We start from the raw sequence: 17802 nt of genomic DNA, 5'->3' as shown, positions 1-17802 counted from the left end.
CACCCCCAAGCGCATGTCCACCTTGCACGTCCCTGAAAGGTTCACCATGAAGAAGACCCTCGGCGCCGTTGCTGCCGCCGCAGCCATCGCCCTGTCCCTGTCCGCCTGCGGCGGTTCCGCCCCCTCCGCCGAAGCCAAGGGTGAAATCAACTACTGGCTCTGGGACGCCAACCAGCTCCCCGCCTACCAGCAGTGTGCCGACGATTTCACCAAGGCCAACCCGGACATCAAGGTCAAGATCACCCAGCGCGGCTGGGACGACTACTGGACCACGCTGACCAACGGCTTCGTCGCCGGCACCGCCCCGGACGTCTTCACCAACCACCTCTCCAAGTACCCCGAGTACGCGGCGAAGAAGCAGCTGCTCTCCCTGGACGACGCCGTCGCGAAGGACGGCATCAAGCTGGAGAGCTACACCAAGGGCCTGCCCGAACTGTGGGTCGGCCAGGACGGCAAGCGCTACGGGCTGCCCAAGGACTGGGACACTGTCGGCCTGTTCTACAACAAGGCCATGGCCGACTCCGCCGGCCTTACCGCCGAGCAGATGGCCAACCTGGACTGGAACCCGCAGGACGGCGGCAGCTACGAGAAGGCGATCGCGCACCTCACCGTGGACAAGAACGGCGTGCGCGGCGACGAAGCCGGCTTCGACAAGAACAACGTCGCGGTTTACGGCCTCGGCCTCGCCGGCGGCGGCTCCGGCCAGGGCCAGACCGAGTGGAGCTTCCTGACCGCGACCACCGGCTGGACCCACACCGAAAAGAACCCGTGGGGCACCGAGTTCAACTACGACGACCCGCGCTTCCAGGAGACCATCGCCTGGTGGGCCGGCCTGATCGAGAAGGGCTACATGCCCAAGCTGGAAACCGCCGTGGGCGCCAGCCTCGCGGACAACTTCGGCGCCGGCAAGGCCGCCATCAACACCACCGGCGACTGGCTGATCGGCCAGTACCAGAGCTACAAGGGCGTGGAAACCGCGTTCGCACCCACCCCCAAAGGCCCCGAGGGCAAACGCGCCAGCATGTTCAACGGACTCGCCGACTCCGTCTGGGCCGGCACCAAGAACCCGGCCGCCTCGGTCAAGTGGGTCGAATACCTCGGCTCCACCGCCTGCCAGGACGTCGTCGCCTCCAAGGCCGTCGTCTTCCCGGCCATCACCAGCTCCACCGAGATCGCGGCCAAGGCCTTCGCGGACAAGGGCACCGACGTTTCCGCCTTCACCACCCACATCAAGGACGGCACCACCTTCCTCTTCCCGATCGCGGACAAGGCAGCCAAGGTGGACGGCATCATGAAGCCGGCCATGGACGCCGTTCTCGCAGGCAAGAAGCCGGCCAGCTCCCTGACCGAAGCCAACAACCAGGTCAACGCCCTCTTCAAGTAGGGCCCAACCGCCCGGATGCCGCCGCTGCCTCCTCGCGGCGGCGGCACCCGGCACTTCCCGTTGAACCACCGCACTTAACCCGCGTCCCGGACGCGCCCCGAACCACCGAAAGAGACCCGCCATGGAACCCCTGTACCTCCGCTCCGCCAGCACCAGCCTGGTGATCAGCTTCGACAGCGGGGAGGCCGAGGTCATCCATTGGGGCGCGGACCTGGGCGACTCCCTGCCGGATCTGGCCATCCTCGGCGCGCCCGTCACGCACTCCGCGGTCGACGCCGCCGTTCCCGCCGGGCTCCTGCCACAGGCCTCCTCAAGCTGGCGCGGCCGCCCCGCCCTGCGCGGGCACCGGATCGCCGACGGCGTTCCCGGCTATGACTTCTCCGTCCGGCTCCGCGTGGCGGAGGTGACGGGCGGCGCCGTCGGGAATTCCGCGGCGATTGTGCAGGCCGACGCCGACGCCGGGATCCGCGTTTCGTCCGCCCTCACCCTGCACGACGGTGGCCTGCTGGAACTGCGCCACACCGTCACCAACACCGGCACCTCGCCCTACCAGCTCGACGAACTGGCCACGGTGCTCCCGGTGGCCCCGGCCGCCGTCGAACTCCTGGACCTGACCGGGCGCTGGTGCCGGGAACGCCACCCGCAGCGCCGGCCCCTCCAGCAGGGCACCTGGGTGCGCACCGGGCGGCACGGCCGCACCGGCCACGACTCCTCGCTGCTCTTCGCCGCGGGAACCGCCGGCTTCGGCAACCGCCACGGCAAGGTCTGGGCCACCCACCTGGCCTGGAGCGGCAACCACGAACAGTTCGCGGACAGCACCGCGGACGGGCGCACCATGATCGGCGGCTCCGAACTGCTCGGCCCGGCCGAGGTGATCCTGGCCCCCGGCGGCAGCCACACGACGCCCGCGCTGTTCGCCGCCTACTCGGACCGCGGCCTGGACGGCATCAGCGAATCCTTCTACGCCTGGTTCCGGAACCGGCCGCACCACGTGCTGCCCGCCGCGGCCACGCAGGCCGGGCTGTCGCAGGCCGGGCTGTCGCAGGCCGGGCTGGCCGGATCCGGGAAGCCGCGCCCGGTGGTGCTCAACACCTGGGAGGCCGTGTACTTTGACCACAACCTCACCACCCTGATTGACCTGGCCGATTCCGCCGCGGAACTCGGCGTCGAACGTTTTGTGCTCGACGACGGCTGGTTCCGCGGCCGCCGCGACGACCACGCCGGGCTCGGCGACTGGTACGTGGACGAGACCCTCTGGCCGGCCGGGCTCACGCCGCTGATCGACGCCGTCACGTCCCGCGGGATGGAGTTCGGGCTCTGGGTGGAGCCGGAAATGGTCAACCTGGACTCCGACGCCGTCCGGGCGCATCCGGAATGGATCGTCGGCCCCTCGGTGCGCAGTTACAAGGACGGCGGGCGGCTGCCGCTGGAATGGCGCCACCAGCACGTCATCGACCTCGTCAACCCGGACGCCTGGCGGTACATCTACGACCGGGTGGACGCGCTGCTGCGGGGGAACAACATCAGCTACCTCAAGTGGGACCAGAACCGGGACCTGCTGGAGCACGGCCACGCCGGCCGCGCCTCGGTGCACGAACAGACCCTCGCCGCTTACCGGCTCTTTGACGCGCTGCGGGCCGCGCACCCCGGTGTCGAGATTGAAAGCTGCTCCTCCGGCGGAGGCCGCGTGGACCTCGGCATCCTGGAACGGACGGACCGGATCTGGGCCTCGGACTGCAACGACGCCCTGGAACGGCAAACCATCCAGCGCTGGACCGGGCTGGTGGTCCCGCCGGAGCTCGTGGGCGGCCACGTAGGACCCACCACCTCGCACACCACGGCCCGCACCCACGACCTGGCCTTCCGCGCCATCACCGCCCTGTTCGGACACTTCGGGATGGAATGGGACGTCCGCCAGGTCCAGGGCACCGAGCGCGAGGAGCTCAAGCGATTCATCGGGATCTACAAGGAGCACCGCGGCCTGATCCACTCGGGCCGGATGGTCCGGGCTGATCTGGCCGATGACTCCCTGATGCTGCACGGCGTGGTGGCTGCGCCGAATGGATCAGCTGACGGCCCGGCGAACGGATCGGCCGGCACACCGGCGCACGTAGCGCAGGGCCCGACGGCGGCGCTGTTTGCGCTGGTCAGCACCCGGACCTCCCCGGCGGAACAGCCGGGCCGGATCGCCATCCCGGGCCTCGCCGCCGACGCCGAGTACCTTGTGGAGGCGGTCTTCCCCGCCCCGGGGGACGCGGACTACGCCCGCACCTTCACCCAGGTCCAGCCCCCGGCCTGGCTGGCATCCGGGGCCACGGCAAGCGGCCGATTCCTGGCCGAGGTCGGCCTGCCCATGCCCGCCCTCAACCCGGAACATGCCCTGCTGCTGAAGGTCACCACCGCCTAGCCCCCCATCGACTGCTCCGCGACGGCCCTTTTGAACCCTCAAAACGGCGGGTGTGGAGCAGTCGATGAGTGCTGCCGCGCCGGGCGCCAGGTTTCGCACCCCGCACGCCAACGCCCCCGCGCACGCCAACGACCCCGCGTACCCCAACGCACCGACGCCCGGCGCTCCCGCGCCCCGGCATCCCCGCGCGCCAAACTGCTACGCTCCACCTATCGGCGCTGTCCGGTGCCGGCAAGTGGAGCAACAGCGGGGTTGCGAGCGAGGGAGACGCCATGACGGTTGCCGAAATCCAGGTGGACCAGCGTGTGATCGGGATCGACTCCCGCCGTTTTGCCTCGGTGGAGAAGGCGGTGGTGGAGCTCATCACCAACAGCGACGACAGCTACGCGAGGCTGGAGAAAAGCGGAGCGCCCGTGACCGGCCGCATCCACGTCGGCTACGAACGGCACCACACCGGCGCCGTGCTCATGGTGACCGACCAGGCGGAGGGCATGTCCTTCGAAGAGGCCTCCCGCATCCTCACCTACGGCGGCGCGCACAGCCCGCTCTCCCGCGGCGAGGGCGACGGCCGCGGGTACTTCGGCCGCGGACTCAAGCAGGCCATTTTCGGCCTGGGCCACGGCTGGATCGAGACCATCAAGGACGGCCGGTTCACCCGCATCGACGTCTTCCGCGGTGAGAACGGCGGCTACCTCTACGACGACGGCGATGAGGACCGCCGGGCGTTCCCCGCGGACTACGCCCGGCTTGGCATGCCCGCAGGCGTCGCGGAGAGCGGCACCCGGGTGACGATCGTCGTCGACAATCCCCACGTCACGATCACGCAGTACGCCACCCTGGTGCAGTCCCTCTCCGACAACATCTACCTGCGGGACGTGCTGGACCGTCGGACGGTGGAGCTGCTGCATGGCCGGCCGGGCAGCGGACAACACGGGGCCAGCAAGGACGTCAGCGAGAGGATCCGCTTCGAGGAACCCCCGTCCATCCTCCTCCTCGGCCCGGAGCAGCCGGGCAGCTTCAGCCACGAGGGGCAGGAGTATCCGTTCACCCTCACGCTCAAGCGGGCCAAGGATGTGGAGCTGACGCTCAAGGGCGACGAACGCACCAACGGCCTGGTGGTCCTGTCCGGGATGGCGGTGCTTGACTGCACGCTGTTCGAGTATGAGAACCAGGTGGGAACGGAGTATCTCTTCGGTTCCGTCCGCTGTGCGGCACTGACGGAGATGCTGGGCCGCGGCAAGGCGGTCATCAGCGACGAGCGGGAGGGCCTGAACTTCAAGGATCCGTTGGTGGCGGCGTTCTCGCAGGCCGTCAGCACCATGATTGGCGCCGCCGTTTTGGCCGAGAAGGAGAAACTCTCGCATCTGGAAAGGGCCACCACGTCCGGGCGCACCGCCGAGATGATCGAGCGGCTGCTGCAGCACATGAGCGAGGCAGCCGTGGTCGACCTGGGCATCGAGTCCTCCCCGGACGCCGCGGGCCGGATCCCGGCCGAGGAGGAACCGCCGGCCGCGCTGCGCTTCACCACCCCGTTCTACTACCGGAAACCGGGGCACCCGTTCCACGTCGCGCTGCTGATCGATGCAGGCCAGCTGCCCGACGGCGAGCAGCTCACCTTCGAGCTCGAACTTCCGGCGTCGATGCGGATTGAGCCTGCGCCTGCTGCCGTTGCGGTCGATTCCCTGGACGGAATCCAGCGGATGGAGTGGACGGTCACGGGGGAGGTGCCGGGGGAACGTGGTGAGATCACTGTCCGGGCCGGCGCCTACTGGGCGTGGTGCGAGATTGTGGTGGCCGAGCACGCCTCCCACCGCAGCGAAGGCCAGCCCCCGCACGCTGCTGTTGTTCGACCCGCCAGCCACCCTGCTGACCACCCGGTGGCGCACCGGGTACCCCGGGACCACGGCAGGGATTTGTTCGTCGGCTACGAATTCCGGAGCCTGCACAACAGCGCGGACCGGGCCGTCTACAGCGCTGCCGAGCGCAAGGTCATCATCAACACCGCTGCGCCCACCGTGCGGCTTTACGTTGACGGCCGCGGGCGCTTCCGGGACTCCGCGCGGCTGCTGCTTGCCGAGCTTTTTATGGATGTGATCGCCGACGAGCTGGCCCGGCGCCGCATCGAACAGCACGGGCATGCGCGAGACCTTGAGGCCTTCCGCAATGCTAAGCGGGACATCATCCGCCGGTACGGCAGCGACATCCATTTGTCGTTCCTGAGCGGCTGAGCCGACGCGATCCGGCGCTACTGCTGCAGCGGCAGGTACAAAACCGTGTAGATTCCCAGCCCGGCGAGGACCACAACACTGCCGGCGATCGCCGCCGTCCCCCTGAAGTTGGCTGTCATCGCCGCTCCGCCGATGCCGCTGGCATGGTGGTGGTAGCGGCGTCGCTGCGTGAGGGCGATGCCCAGGGCGACCAGGAGGGAAGTCGCCACAAGCGTGCCCGCAAACCAGCCGTGGTGCGGCACCCAGCGCAGGAATATGCAGGCGGCTGTGATCAGCGTAAATGAGGTCCGCCGCCAGGCGAGGTCCGTACGCTCCGGCTGGAGCCCCGGGTCATCGTGTAAGGCCGCGGGCCTGGTTTTAGCCACGGCTAGGCCGACCGCCCGATCACAAAAACGATCAGCACGGCCGCGACGAGGGCGCCGCCGACTGCCAGGATCGGAGTGAGAAGGGGAGCGGGGAGCGGGGCCTCGCGCCGCATGGCCCGTTCCACGTTGAGCCAGCGGAAGAACGAGCCACCGGCAGTCACCAGCCCCAGCAGGAGCAACAGCACGGACACGGTCTTGCGGAGTTCAGGGACAAACAGCTCCGAGGTGAAGGCCTCGACGGCGATGCCGCCGGCCACCATCGCTAGTGAGGTCCGGATCCAGGCCAGGAACGTACGTTCGTTGGCAAGCGTGAACCGGGCATCCGGGTCGGTCCCTCCGCCCAGCGCCCGATCAAGGAGCCCGCGACGACTCCGGTCCTTGCCCGAAACGGCGCCGGCCGCCTCGGCCCTGGCGCCGTTGGCGGCCGTGGTCATGCCGTCCGGTTCCGTACCACCGATGAGTGAATTGTCGTGCTCCGTCATAAGGCCTCTTCCCCGGCACCGGCGGTGACCGAAAGCGCAGGAACGGCGGGGCGCCGGTGGAAATTCAGCCGACCGCGCAGTTCCCGGTGCCGCGGACGCGGCACAGCTTCAGGATGTCACCCCTCGGAAAAATTCGACACTTTGCCCGCCGCTGCCGTCGCGCTTGGCGCTGCGCAAAACATCTGGCGCGCAGCGAAGTATCTGGCGCGCAGCGAAGTATCTGGCGCTGCGCCACATCGACGGCGCTACGCGAATGCCCGTAGCGCAGGGTATACACGTTTGCGCAGCGAAAATCACGCCGGCCTCGCCGCATCACCGTGCCCGGAGCCAGTCAGGCCCCCGGAACCCGCAACACATCCACGGCAGCCAGCAGATACGGCACCGGATCAGGGTCCGTGCCCCCGGCCCACTGCATCCACGCCTCAAAGGTCGCGGCCAGATAGGCCGCGGTCAGGTATCCCGCGGTGCCCTCGGGGAGTCCGTACTCCGCAAGGTACCGCCGCACCCGCTTGCGCTGGGACCCCAAGGAGTCGTAGCTGCGGCTGGCAAGCTCGGGGTGTTCGGCGATCAGGCGAAGCCGCCCCCGCGACACCGACAGGTCGGGGATGACCGCCACACCGGCGACGGCGGCGGCCCGCAGTCCCGCCATGAGGCCGTCGGGTCCGTCACGCCCGTCCGGGGCCGCTTCCAGGGCCAGCCCCGAGGCCTCGATCACCGGTTCCATGCCGCCCCAGATGAGCTCGGCCTTGCTGGAGAAATACCGGTACAGGCTCTTGCGTCCAATCCCCGCCTCACTGGCGATGTCCTCCATCGAGGTCTGTTCGTAACCGTTTTCGGCGAAGAGCCGCAGCGCAAGGCTGGCCACGGCGTCCGGGTCGATGGTCACGGGACGCCCGGCGGAGCGCGTGCCGGTGGGCTTGGGGTCTCGCTCAAACATCCCACCAGTATTCACTCTTTCATAATGACACAGCGTGTCATAAGGTGGAAGATGTCAGCATTCGGAAACGTTCGGAAGGACATCATGGGCAACGAAGCTTCATGGCAGGAATCCATCACGGCAGGCCGCTTCGCGGGCAAGACCGTCATCGTCACGGGTGCCGGCTCGGGCATTGGGCTGGCGACGGCCCTGCGCGTTGCCAAGGAGGGCGGCAGGGTGATCGCCGCCGACGTCAGCTCAGACCGGCTGGACGCCCTGGTCGCCGAAAACGGCGGTCTGGACCTTGTCCCGGTGGCCGGTGACATCTCCGATGAAGCCACCGTCGCCGCAGTCGTCACTGCCGCCGGCAGCCGGGTCGATGCGCTGGCGAACGTCGCGGGCATTATGGACCACTTCGCCCCGGTCCACGAGGTCGACGACGACACCTGGGAACGGGTCTTTCGGATCAACGTCACCGCCCTCATGCGGCTCACCCGCGCCGTGGTGCCGCTGATGCTCGACGCCGGCACCGGCTCCGTGGTCAACGTCGCCTCCGAGGCCGGCCTGCGTGGTTCCGCCGCCGGCGCCGCCTACACTGCCTCCAAGCACGCCGTCGTTGGCCTGACCAAGAATTCCTCCGTGATGTACGGGCCCAAGGGACTGCGCTTCAATGCCGTGGCCCCCGGCGCCACCATCACCAACATTGAGGCCACCTGGGGTTCCCAGCTCGCGGCCGAGCGCCTCGGCCCGCTGATGGGCGCGAACATCCCGACCCCGGCCACCGCCGCACAATTGGCGGCATCGATCACTTTCCTGCTCAGCGACGACGGCACCAACATCAACGGCGCGATCCTCGCCTCCGACGGCGGCTGGTCCGCGGTCTAAGCAGAACGAGCGAGGGCGGCGGCGGGATTCTCCCGCCGTCGCCCTCTTCTTGATTCCCTTACTGCCCGTCAGCCGGGCCGGTTGGATCCCTCGCCTAGCTGGCCGGCTTCAACGCCGTCCGCCACACCGCGACGGCCTTTGCGGTGTTGAAGGTCCAGGTGGCCGTGCCGCTGGCGCCCGCCGTAGCCTGCGGCTGGTCGGCCTGTTCGGCGATCTGACCGTCCGCGGATTCCCAGCGCTCGGTCCAGCCGCTCGGGGCGGCGGCGCCCGGTGTCGAGCTGTCGAAGCCGACGCCGCCGATCAGCATGGCATTGTTGCTCGCCGTGGTGATGCTGGGGGCTGCAATGCTGGTCGCCGTGTAGCTCGTGTTCGCAGCGGTGGCGACAGCGCTGTCCAGGGGTGTCGTGTTGTTGACGCCCCGGTAGGCGGTGACTCCGCCGCCCCACTTTGCCGTGGTGCTCAGGGTCCAGCTGTAGCTTCCCGGGTCAGCGGAACCCACCACCCGGTAGTAGGCGAACACCCGTGCGCCGCTGCTGATGGACAGGTTGTTGACGATGGCTGTCCAGCCCGCCGGGACGGCGGATACCGTCGGGTTCTTGTCCGCCGTGAACGAAGCGACCAGCACATCGCCGGCTGCCGTGCCCGACGGTTTGGTCAGCGAGACGGCCGTTGCGGCAAGTGGGTTGTTCGTGGTGCTGGAGGCAACGACGCTGATCGCTGACGACGACGGCGGCGGCGGCGGCGGTTCCGGTGTGCCTCCCAGCGTCCGGTAGGAGAACCAGTAGCGCTTGGTCACGTTATTGCTGGCCAGCACTGCGAGGCCGGTCGTGCTGTCAACGCTCTGCTTGCTCGTGGTCACATCGTTCATGTTCGCGGACGCGCCGTCCTGGATGATCGGCGTGCCGCGCCCGGTCGGGAAGACCGGGTTGTCCATGGAAGCCGTCTTTTCATAGATGGCGCCGGGGATGCCGGAGTAAGCGCAGCCGCTGACGCCGGTGCCGGGTGCTGTGTGGAAGGCGTGAACAGTGTTGTTCTGTGTATCAAGGACGATCTGCGAGCGGGACACGCAGTCCCCGACCGTGGCCACCGTTGACTGCGAGAACGCGCCTGTTCCGGGCTTGAAAACCACCAGCAGCACCTGCGCCAGGCTCTTGTTGGTCGAACCGTCGTTGAGGCCGGTTTTGATCGCTGCGAACACCCGGCCGGTGCTGTCGGACTGGAGCGTTTTGACGCTCAAGTGATCGTCGGCGAGCTTGTTGCCCTTGACGGCGTCCTGGACTTTCCACGCGGACGTCGCGGTGGGGCTGCTCCCGTCGGTGTGGGTCGCCCAGCGTACGGCGCCTGCACGCTGGTCGCTCCACATGACCCCGATCTTGTTGCCGCCGTAGGCCACAATCGCCGAAATGTCATCCGGCGCAGGGTTCGGGTTGGAGACAGGGATGACGAACGGTGAGTTCCAGCTGGTCCCGCCCGGCGCGGAGCGGTTGACGTAGACGGTGTTGGTGAAGCCGCTGGTCGAACTGCCGGAAACCTGGGTCCAGGTGGCCCAGATTGCGCCGGTGCTGTCCTGGTCGATCGTCAGCGACTCGCTGCTGTTGTTCATGATCGTGGTCGGGAAGCCGCTGTCCAGGGTGAACGTTCCTCCGGAGAAGCTGTAGCGGTACAGCTTGGCCGGCTGGCCCGAGACCGATGCCTTCGGCGACGTCTCACTCGACATGGTCACAACGTGGGAGGCGATGTAGAGATGAGTGCCATCCCAGAGCGTATCCGCCAGCGTGCTGGCGCGGGTGTCATTCGTGATGCCGGTGTTGACCCAGGTCTTCGAGGCGACGTCCAGCCGGTAGATTTGCCAGCCCTTCCCGGAGGTCCACATGTCGGCCCACCACGATCCACCGGTCCACCAGAGCTTGCTCTGGGGTTTGTCCGATGTTGGCGGGTTGCTCACTCCTGAGTAGCTGATGCTGGGATATCCGTAGTTGCTGGCCGACGAAGCGCTGCTTGAAATTCCCAGCAGGCCGCCGGCCACAACTAATACCAATACCAGGCTCTGGCTAAGCCAGCGGGCTGTACGTTTCATCTTGATCGCCGTTTCTTTCATGCGTTTGATCGCCGTTTCCATGGTGAATATGCAGATGTCTCCCGACTAGGGTGATGCTAGCCACTCTTTCCGGAAGTGAAAAGGGTATTTTGCCTTTTCGGAGTTCTGTTCTGCTTTTCTGGCGGAGAAAGCACCGCAATGAAATCCGCGATATGCACCCTGGTTGTCCAGCTGAACTGCACCAGGCCCCGTTTCCCCCTGCGTCCGCAGTCACCGCGGCATCTTCGCTTTTTTGACTGTGGAGTAACGCCGGCCCTAGACCTTGCCATCCCGTCGGCGTACGGTTCCAGTATCGGGACAAAAGCGCTGAAACTCAACGGATTTTCGCCCCTTGGCCGCTGACCGAGTACACCATTCGAGGATGACTCGTGGTTCCCGAGTAGGCCGCCCCGAAGACCCAAGTAGAGGCGCGGGAGTCACTCGGGGACTTGAACAGTAAACCAAGTACTAGCCACTCGTGACACAACTTTGGGTGAACTTTAGGCTCAAGGCATGGCCACCGTCCAGTGGCAGCTGGGGTATGGGGTTGCGCATAATTTCGACGGATTGCTACGAATTCGTCCTTTAGGTTCTCATTCGCTGATGGCATCGCAGTCGGCGACCGGAAATTTCATGAAGTGGTGAGGCTTTTGTCTATTCCAAATTTGGTCCCGAATTCGCCGTCCGAGCGAATTACCTCCTCGCCACGGGCTTCGGTGAGCGTCGTAATTCCAACGCTAAATGAAGAAATGAACTTGCCGTGGGTGCTGCGGCGGATGCCTTCCTATGTGGATGAAGTTGTCATCGTGGATGGGCGGTCCCGGGACCACACCATCGACGTTGCCCGGGCCCTCAGGGTCGACGTCGTGGTGGTGGCTGAACCGCGAAAGGGCAAGGGCATCGCTGTCCGTGCCGGCTTCGCAGCGGCTTCGGGGGACATAATCGTCATGCTTGACGCGGACGGAAGCATGGATCCGCAGGAAATCGGCTGGTTCGTCTCCCCGCTCCAGCATGACTACGACTTCGTCAAGGGCTCGCGCTATGTCACCGGCGGCGGGTCGGAGGATCTGACCTGGCTCCGGAACATCGGCAACCGCGTCCTGACGAAGCTGGCGAACATCGTCCTCAGAAGCAACTACTCGGACCTTTGCTACGGCTACATAGCACTCCGCCGGGAATGCCTCGAGGTTCTCGAGCTGGAGTCGGACGGCTTTGAGATCGAGACGGAACTCATTGTCAGGGCGGCGCGCGCGGGTCTGCGCATTGCCGAGGTACCGAGTTTTGAACTGAACCGCATCTCGGGAGCCTCGAACCTGCAGACCTTCCGCGACGGATGGCGGGTCCTCCGCACCCTCGCCCGGGAATGCATCACCTGGGAAGCGCCTACCGCCGGGGCCAGGCCCGAAGCCCTCCGGCGGGTGAAGTACACCTATCCGAATGTCCGGTTTGCTCGAACACCCACGGATCCGCAAAGCGTCCTTACCGTGGCGGAAGGAGCCTAAGGTGCTCGACTTCAATTTCAGGCCCGCCGCTTCTGTGGTCATTTGCTCCTACACGGAGCAGCGCTGGGAGCTACTGATGGACGTCATTGACTCCGTCCACGCCCAGACGCTCCAGCCGAAGCAGGTGATCGTTGTGGTTGACCACAACGAGGACCTGTACAAGCGGCTGGTGGCCGCCGTGCAGGATGTCACCCTGGTGGAGAGCACCGGGCTTCAAGGGCTCTCCGGGGCACGAAACACGGGCGTCGGCCTGGCCACCTCGGAGATCGTGGCGTTTCTGGACGACGACGCCGTGGCGACTCCCGACTGGCTCGAAAAACTGACGGCACTCTACGACGATTCCGACGTCCTGGCAGTCGGCGGCAAGGTCGAACCGGTGTGGGAAGCCGGCCGGCCCGGTTACTTCGGCCCGGAGCTGGACTGGATCGTCGGCTGCAGCCACCGCGGTTTACCCAAAGTTGCCTCCGAAGTGCGGAACGTCATCGGCGCCAACATGTCCTTCCGCCTTTCAGTGCTCCAGCAGGTGGGGGGCTTCAATGTCGCCCTCGGCCGTCAGGGGACGAAACCGCTGGGATGCGAAGAGACGGAGATCTGCATCCGGGCAGCGATCGGTTCCCCGGGTTCGCGCATCGTGTACGAACCGGCGGCCCTGGTGCGTCACCACGTTCCGGTCCAGCGGGGGACATTCCGCTACATGATGGAACGGTCCTGGTCGGAGGGTATTTCCAAAGCCCAGGTCAGCCACGTGGTGGGCCACAAACGGGCCTTGGGTCCGGAGCGGCGCTACGTACGCAGTGTCCTGCCCCGAGCGGTCTTCTCCGCCATGGCGGACTGGAGCCGCGGTGCCGACCCCCAGGGTTTGCGCCGGGCCGGCGCCTACGTGGCCGTCCTGGCTGTTACAGCCGCAGGATACTTCCGCGGGCGCAGGGTCGCCGAAGGCTCCGGATCGCTCCTAACCGGCTCAACTCCTGTCCACCATCGCCGTCTTCCCTGGAGGGAAGCCACGTGATTGAAGTTGGAAACGAGATTGTGGTGGCACATGAGGACGCAGGACTGGATATTGCACCGTCGATGGGGACCGAGGCCGTCCCCGACTGGCCAGGAGCTCTGTGGGTTGGCGCCGTCGATCTCGATTCCCTCGCCGGCTACACCCACCTGAGGCTTCAGGACTCCATCGGCTATCACCGCGCTCGCTTGCTGGTGCGCAGCGGATCGTCCGTCCGCGGATTCATCGACGTCGAAGCTCCAGACGGCGTCCTGGACCGCGGCGTCCTAGAGTCCGCTGCGGCGGCACTGCCGGCGGCCGTGGCATCCCAGCCGTCGTCGACACCGTCAATCACCGTGATCGTTTGCACCCGGGACCGCCCCGCACTGCTGCGTGGCGCCATCGCTGCAATCCTGCGCCTCGACTACCCGAACTTCGACGTCATCGTCGTGGACAACGGGGCCAGCACCGCTGAGACCCGTGACATGATCCGTGACGAGTTCCCCGACCCCCGGCTCACCCTGATCTCGGAGCCCAAGCCCGGGCTGTCAAAGGCACGCAATGCCGGTTTGCGCCGTGCGCGCGGGGACATCGTCGCGTTCACCGATGACGACGTCGTCGTGGACGAGTTTTGGCTGCGGGGGATTGCAGCCGGCTTTGAACAGGCCCCTGATGTTGGATGCGTGACAGGACTAGTGCCGGCCGGAGAGTTGCGTTCGCCCGCCCAGGGCTACTTCGACGAACGGGTGAACTGGTCCAAGATCGTCGCGCCGAAAGTCTATTCCATGGCGGATCCTCCGGCCGATCTGCCGACGTTTCCGTTCTGCGTGGGGGCCTTCGGCACAGGAGCGAACTTTGCGCTCGATCGACGCACTGCCCTGGCGCTGGGCGCCTTTGACCCGGCGCTCGGCGTCGGAACTCGCACGGGCGGTGGCGAGGACATCGACATGTTCACCCGGGTCATCCTCGGTGGCCACTCGCTGGTCGTCCAGCCGTCCGCGATCGTCTGGCACCGCCACCGGGCAGAGGTCGAGGACCTGATGGTTCAGGCCCGCGGGTACGGCAAGGGCCTCGGCTCCTGGCTGACCAAAATCCTCTTGAACCCGCACACGGCGCGGCTGGCGATCGCCCGAAGCCCCCAGGGCGCCCGGCATTTCCTAAGAAACGCACGGAACCATTCACGGGGGCAAACTGCGGCGACCGCGACCGCGACCGCGACGACGTCGGCGTCCCGCGATCCCCGAGTCGAAAAGGCCCTGCGGACTGAACTCTTCTCGGTGGCGCGAGGGCCGCTGAACTACCTTCTCGAACGCTGGTCGGGAAAGACATAGTAGGTCTTCATCATCTCTGGCACGGCCGATCGCACACAGTTCCTGGGGGAATGCGTCACAAGGGGACGCTGACTTCCCACTCGCAAAGTCCCCGCAGACCGATCAAGGAAGTTCAGCGACATGAGTCTCTTACTCCAAGACGAAACACCAACCCCGAAAGACCCGAGACCAACGATATCGGCGTTGAGGGCGGACCGGCCGTTGGACTTTGGGCTGGCTTTGGCCGGCCTCCTGCTTGCAGCCCTTATCCTTCTCGACCTGGGCGGCCCGGTGCTCGCCCCGGTCACCATCTTCGGCTGCTTCGTGCTGCCCGGATGGGTCCTGGTCCGGCGGCTTCCGGACGCTGACCCGGTGGCACGGGTGGTGTGGACCGTAGTGATGAGCGCAGCCATCTACACAATTCCGGCCCTCATCATGGCGTGGGCCCACATTTGGCATCCCCGGCCCGTCGCGGCGGCCGTCCTGGTTGCCGCCTCGGCCCTGATCGCCGTCTTTCCCCCTGTTGCCGGAACTGGCCGGCATGCAATTTACGGGCATCCGGTCAACAGGAGCCGTTTCGATTGGCGTTCCGTGTGGAGTCTGGACGCGTTCCGGGGCCGGGGCATTGCGCCGTACGTGCCGTGGGCCGTCCTCGGTGCCGCGCTGGTGGTCTGGGGTGTCGCCCTGTCGATGACGGGCGAGGAACTCGTCGGAGGCCGGGGGCTGCTGACAACATTCCCCCCGATCTGGTACCTGGCCGTGGCAGCAGCCGTGGGGCTGTGCATCTGGGCCGTGGCGGCGCGGAAGATGGCGTCCCACGCCTTTCTCGCAGCCTCCACCACGGGGCTCGTCGCCATGCTTTACGCCTCTGCGCCGATGGTGGTCAGTGTTCCGCGCCTGCCATGGTCCTACAAACACATCGCCGTAACGAACTACATCGGTGCCGCGGGCCAGGTGGATCCCTCGATCGACATCTACAACCGGTGGCCGGGTTTCTTCTCCGTCAGTGCCTTCCTGGGCGAGGTTGTTGGCTACCGCAATGCACTGGACTATGCCGCCCTGGCAGAGTTCGGGTTCGCCCTGCTGGATGTCATGATTATCCTCGCCATAGCGCGGACGCTCACTTCCAACCCGCGGATCTACTGGACCGCGACCCTGGTCTTCACCCTCACCAACTGGGTGAACCAGAACTACTACTCGCCGCAGGCGTTCTCCTACACGCTGTACCTGACGATGTGCCTGATCGCGCTGACGTTCCTCCGCAGCACTCCGGTCAAAATCGCCGCGGTGGTGGAGGGCCGGCTGAAAGGGCTGCAGGGGCGCTTTCACCGGACGACTCCGACCGCCACGGCTGAAATCGTCCACTCCAGCCGCGCCCTGGTCATGCCGGCGGTGGCGGCTCTCCTCCTCCTGCAGGCCGTAACGGTCGCGAGCCATCAGTTGACACCGTACATGGTCATCCTGTCGCTGTTCCCGCTCTTCGTCTTCGGCTATTTCAGGCCCAAGTGGCTTGGTCCGGTGCTGGCGATTATGGCGTTCGCGTACCTGCTGCCCAACCTCGACTATGTTGACAATAAATATGGCCTGTTCACCGGCTTCGACTTCTTCAAGAACGCAAGTTACACGCTGCCCGAGGTCAGCCATATTGACGACGCGTCCCGTTGGATGGCACGCACTCCGGATGGCCTCTCGCTCTTTGTGGGGCTGCTGGGGCTGGCGGGCTTTATCCGCAACCTGCTCCGGGGCAACGTCAGGCAGACACTGATTGTCGGCTGGCTGGCAGTCGCACCAATGTTCTGGCTCCTGGGCCAGTCCTATGGCGGGGAAGCGAAGTTCCGGGTCTTTATGTTCGCCCTCCCCTGGCTTGCGATCGGGGCGGCCTGGCTGTTTTGTTCCGGGCCCGTTCGAACCCGGAATGCTGTCACGGGCACCGTCGCCTCGCTGACGATCATGGCTGTTCTGTTCACCATTGTGTACTTCCAGCAGGAGGCGAAATTCCGGGTACCCAAGGAAGACGTGGTGGCCGCGCAGTGGCTGGACGCGCGGGTTGGCGAGAAGGACGTAATCTTTGAAACCAACGCCTTTTTCCCGCTCCTGATCGGGCCGAACTACCCCAGCTATCTGGAATGGGGCCGGGTCACCTCGCTGACCAAGTTCCTCCAGAGATCCAACGGAAACGTGCTGCCTGAGGACGTGGAGCGCTACGCGAACAACAACTGGAAACCTGAGCGCATCTTCGTAGTCTTCTCGGACTCACAGCTGGAGCAGGCGATCAAAGACAAGCTGTTCGATGCCAACATGCTCCCCGCTCTTGAACGGGAGCTAGCTGCAGGGGATAAGGCCGATCATGTATTTGACAATGGAGCCGTCCGAATCTACCAAATCAAAAAAACCCTTTAGATTGGGGAAAGGCGGCGCGGTGCTCGCCAGGGTTGCTGCGATGTTCGCCGCGGTCGCGCTGCTGAGCGCCCTGCTCTTCATCTCTACGCGGGAATCAACCACGACGGAGATGCCCGTGGGGGACCTGCCGGGCTGGAAGCAAACCGGCGCCCAGGACTTCACCACGCCGGCCCGGCTGGGCCGAGTGGGTGAAGTATACGGCTCGGACATGCGCGGTTACCACGACCTTGAGGACACCTCCGGTGAGGGCCTCTACACGCCGGATTCCGTGCTCTCCGTGAAAGACGGAAAACTCGACTACCACCTGCACACGAAGGGCGGGATTCCGCGGGTGGCGAGCATCGTCCCCTTCGGCTATGCCGGTCAGACCTACGCCCGGTACTCCATCCGGTTCCGGTCAGACACCCTGCCGGGCTACAAGATCGCCTTTATGCTCTGGCCCTCAAGCGACGACTGGATCGAGGGCGAAATTGACTGGCCGGAGGGCGAACTCGACGGGAAGATGTACGGCGTTTCAGCCATCAAGGACTCCACCCTGAAGGGCCCGGCCCGGTTCGATCCCTCCACCCGGTACTACTCGCGGACCGACGCGACAGATTGGCATGTGGCCACGACGGAATGGACCCCCGGAAAAGTCAAGTGGTTCTGGGATGGGGAACTCGTCGGTGAGACGACGATGCCCAAAGGAGTTCCCACCACGAACATGCGGTTGACGCTGCAGGCCGAGACGAAGGACGGGGCAGACTGGTCCTCTCCCAAGCCTGAGACTTCCGGGCACCTGGAGGTCGACTGGGTCGTGCAGTATGCCTACGCGCCCTAGCCCCCACCCACTCGCCAAACACCGGCACGATTCGTCAGGCA

The 17802-nt window shown here is 66.0% G+C and carries 14 protein-coding genes; 10 read left to right on the top strand and 4 right to left on the bottom strand.

Annotation, left to right across the window (positions count from 1 at the left end; genetic code table 11):
• Positions 1–46 precede the first annotated feature (46 nt).
• From ASPU41_RS03180 to ASPU41_RS03170, 3 genes are all read left to right on the top strand, one after another.
• Positions 47–1384, top strand: a complete 1338-nt coding sequence (locus ASPU41_RS03180) for an ABC transporter substrate-binding protein (protein WP_069949691.1) — start codon at positions 47–49, stop codon at positions 1382–1384.
• A gap of 121 nt (positions 1385–1505) precedes the next feature.
• On the top strand, positions 1506–3791 hold the full coding sequence (locus ASPU41_RS03175; protein WP_069949690.1) for an alpha-galactosidase: 2286 nt from the start codon (positions 1506–1508) through the stop codon (positions 3789–3791).
• Positions 3792–4063: 272 nt separating this feature from the next.
• A complete protein-coding gene (locus tag ASPU41_RS03170; protein ID WP_069949689.1) occupies positions 4064–6019 on the top strand; it encodes an ATP-binding protein in 1956 nt (651 codons plus the stop codon).
• Between the two features lie 17 nt (positions 6020–6036).
• Here the strand turns inward: ASPU41_RS03170 and ASPU41_RS03165 are convergent, their stop codons facing one another.
• The 3 genes from ASPU41_RS03165 to ASPU41_RS03155 all read right to left on the bottom strand — a co-directional run bounded on the left by ASPU41_RS03165 (position 6037) and on the right by ASPU41_RS03155 (position 7803).
• Positions 6037–6384: a DUF202 domain-containing protein gene (locus ASPU41_RS03165; protein WP_069949688.1), complete on the bottom strand. Its 348-nt coding sequence runs from the start codon at positions 6382–6384 to the stop codon at positions 6037–6039.
• Positions 6385–6386: 2 nt separating this feature from the next.
• On the bottom strand, positions 6387–6866 hold the full coding sequence (locus tag ASPU41_RS03160; protein WP_231941152.1) for a YidH family protein: 480 nt from the start codon (positions 6864–6866) through the stop codon (positions 6387–6389).
• Between the two features lie 331 nt (positions 6867–7197).
• A complete protein-coding gene (locus tag ASPU41_RS03155) occupies positions 7198–7803 on the bottom strand; it encodes a TetR/AcrR family transcriptional regulator (RefSeq protein WP_069949687.1) in 606 nt (201 codons plus the stop codon).
• An 84-nt stretch (positions 7804–7887) separates the two neighbouring features.
• Here ASPU41_RS03155 and ASPU41_RS03150 point away from each other — a divergent pair, with 84 nt between their 5' ends.
• Positions 7888–8667, top strand: a complete 780-nt coding sequence (locus tag ASPU41_RS03150) for an SDR family NAD(P)-dependent oxidoreductase (protein WP_069952442.1) — start codon at positions 7888–7890, stop codon at positions 8665–8667.
• A 94-nt stretch (positions 8668–8761) separates the two neighbouring features.
• Here the strand turns inward: ASPU41_RS03150 and ASPU41_RS03145 are convergent, their stop codons facing one another.
• On the bottom strand, positions 8762–10744 hold the full coding sequence (locus ASPU41_RS03145; RefSeq protein ID WP_157356918.1) for a hypothetical protein: 1983 nt from the start codon (positions 10742–10744) through the stop codon (positions 8762–8764).
• Between the two features lie 513 nt (positions 10745–11257).
• On the opposite strand from ASPU41_RS03145, the gene ASPU41_RS23695 reads away from it, so the two are divergent.
• The 6 genes from ASPU41_RS23695 to ASPU41_RS03120 all read left to right on the top strand — a co-directional run bounded on the left by ASPU41_RS23695 (position 11258) and on the right by ASPU41_RS03120 (position 17761).
• On the top strand, positions 11258–11389 hold the full coding sequence (locus ASPU41_RS23695; RefSeq protein ID WP_269450074.1) for a hypothetical protein: 132 nt from the start codon (positions 11258–11260) through the stop codon (positions 11387–11389).
• A complete protein-coding gene (locus tag ASPU41_RS03140; protein WP_331712768.1) occupies positions 11383–12246 on the top strand; it encodes a glycosyltransferase family 2 protein in 864 nt (287 codons plus the stop codon). The genes ASPU41_RS23695 and ASPU41_RS03140 overlap by 7 nt, the downstream gene beginning before the upstream one ends.
• Before the next feature lies 1 nt (position 12247).
• The gene (locus tag ASPU41_RS03135) at positions 12248–13255 is read left to right on the top strand and encodes a glycosyltransferase family 2 protein (RefSeq protein WP_231941151.1); all 1008 of its coding nucleotides are present in this window, start codon (positions 12248–12250) and stop codon (positions 13253–13255) included.
• Positions 13252–14562, top strand: a complete 1311-nt coding sequence (locus ASPU41_RS03130) for a glycosyltransferase (RefSeq protein WP_157356916.1) — start codon at positions 13252–13254, stop codon at positions 14560–14562. Before ASPU41_RS03135 ends, ASPU41_RS03130 begins: the two co-directional genes overlap by 4 nt.
• Positions 14563–14781: 219 nt before the next feature.
• The gene (locus ASPU41_RS03125) at positions 14782–16941 is read left to right on the top strand and encodes a hypothetical protein (RefSeq protein ID WP_197515740.1); all 2160 of its coding nucleotides are present in this window, start codon (positions 14782–14784) and stop codon (positions 16939–16941) included.
• 19 nt (positions 16942–16960) lie between these two features.
• Positions 16961–17761: a glycoside hydrolase family 16 protein gene (locus tag ASPU41_RS03120; protein ID WP_197515739.1), complete on the top strand. Its 801-nt coding sequence runs from the start codon at positions 16961–16963 to the stop codon at positions 17759–17761.
• Positions 17762–17802 lie beyond the last annotated feature (41 nt).

The sequence above is a fragment of the Arthrobacter sp. U41 genome (assembly GCF_001750145.1).
Classification (GTDB): domain Bacteria; phylum Actinomycetota; class Actinomycetes; order Actinomycetales; family Micrococcaceae; genus Arthrobacter.
This window is presented reverse-complemented; position numbering and strand designations above follow the sequence as displayed.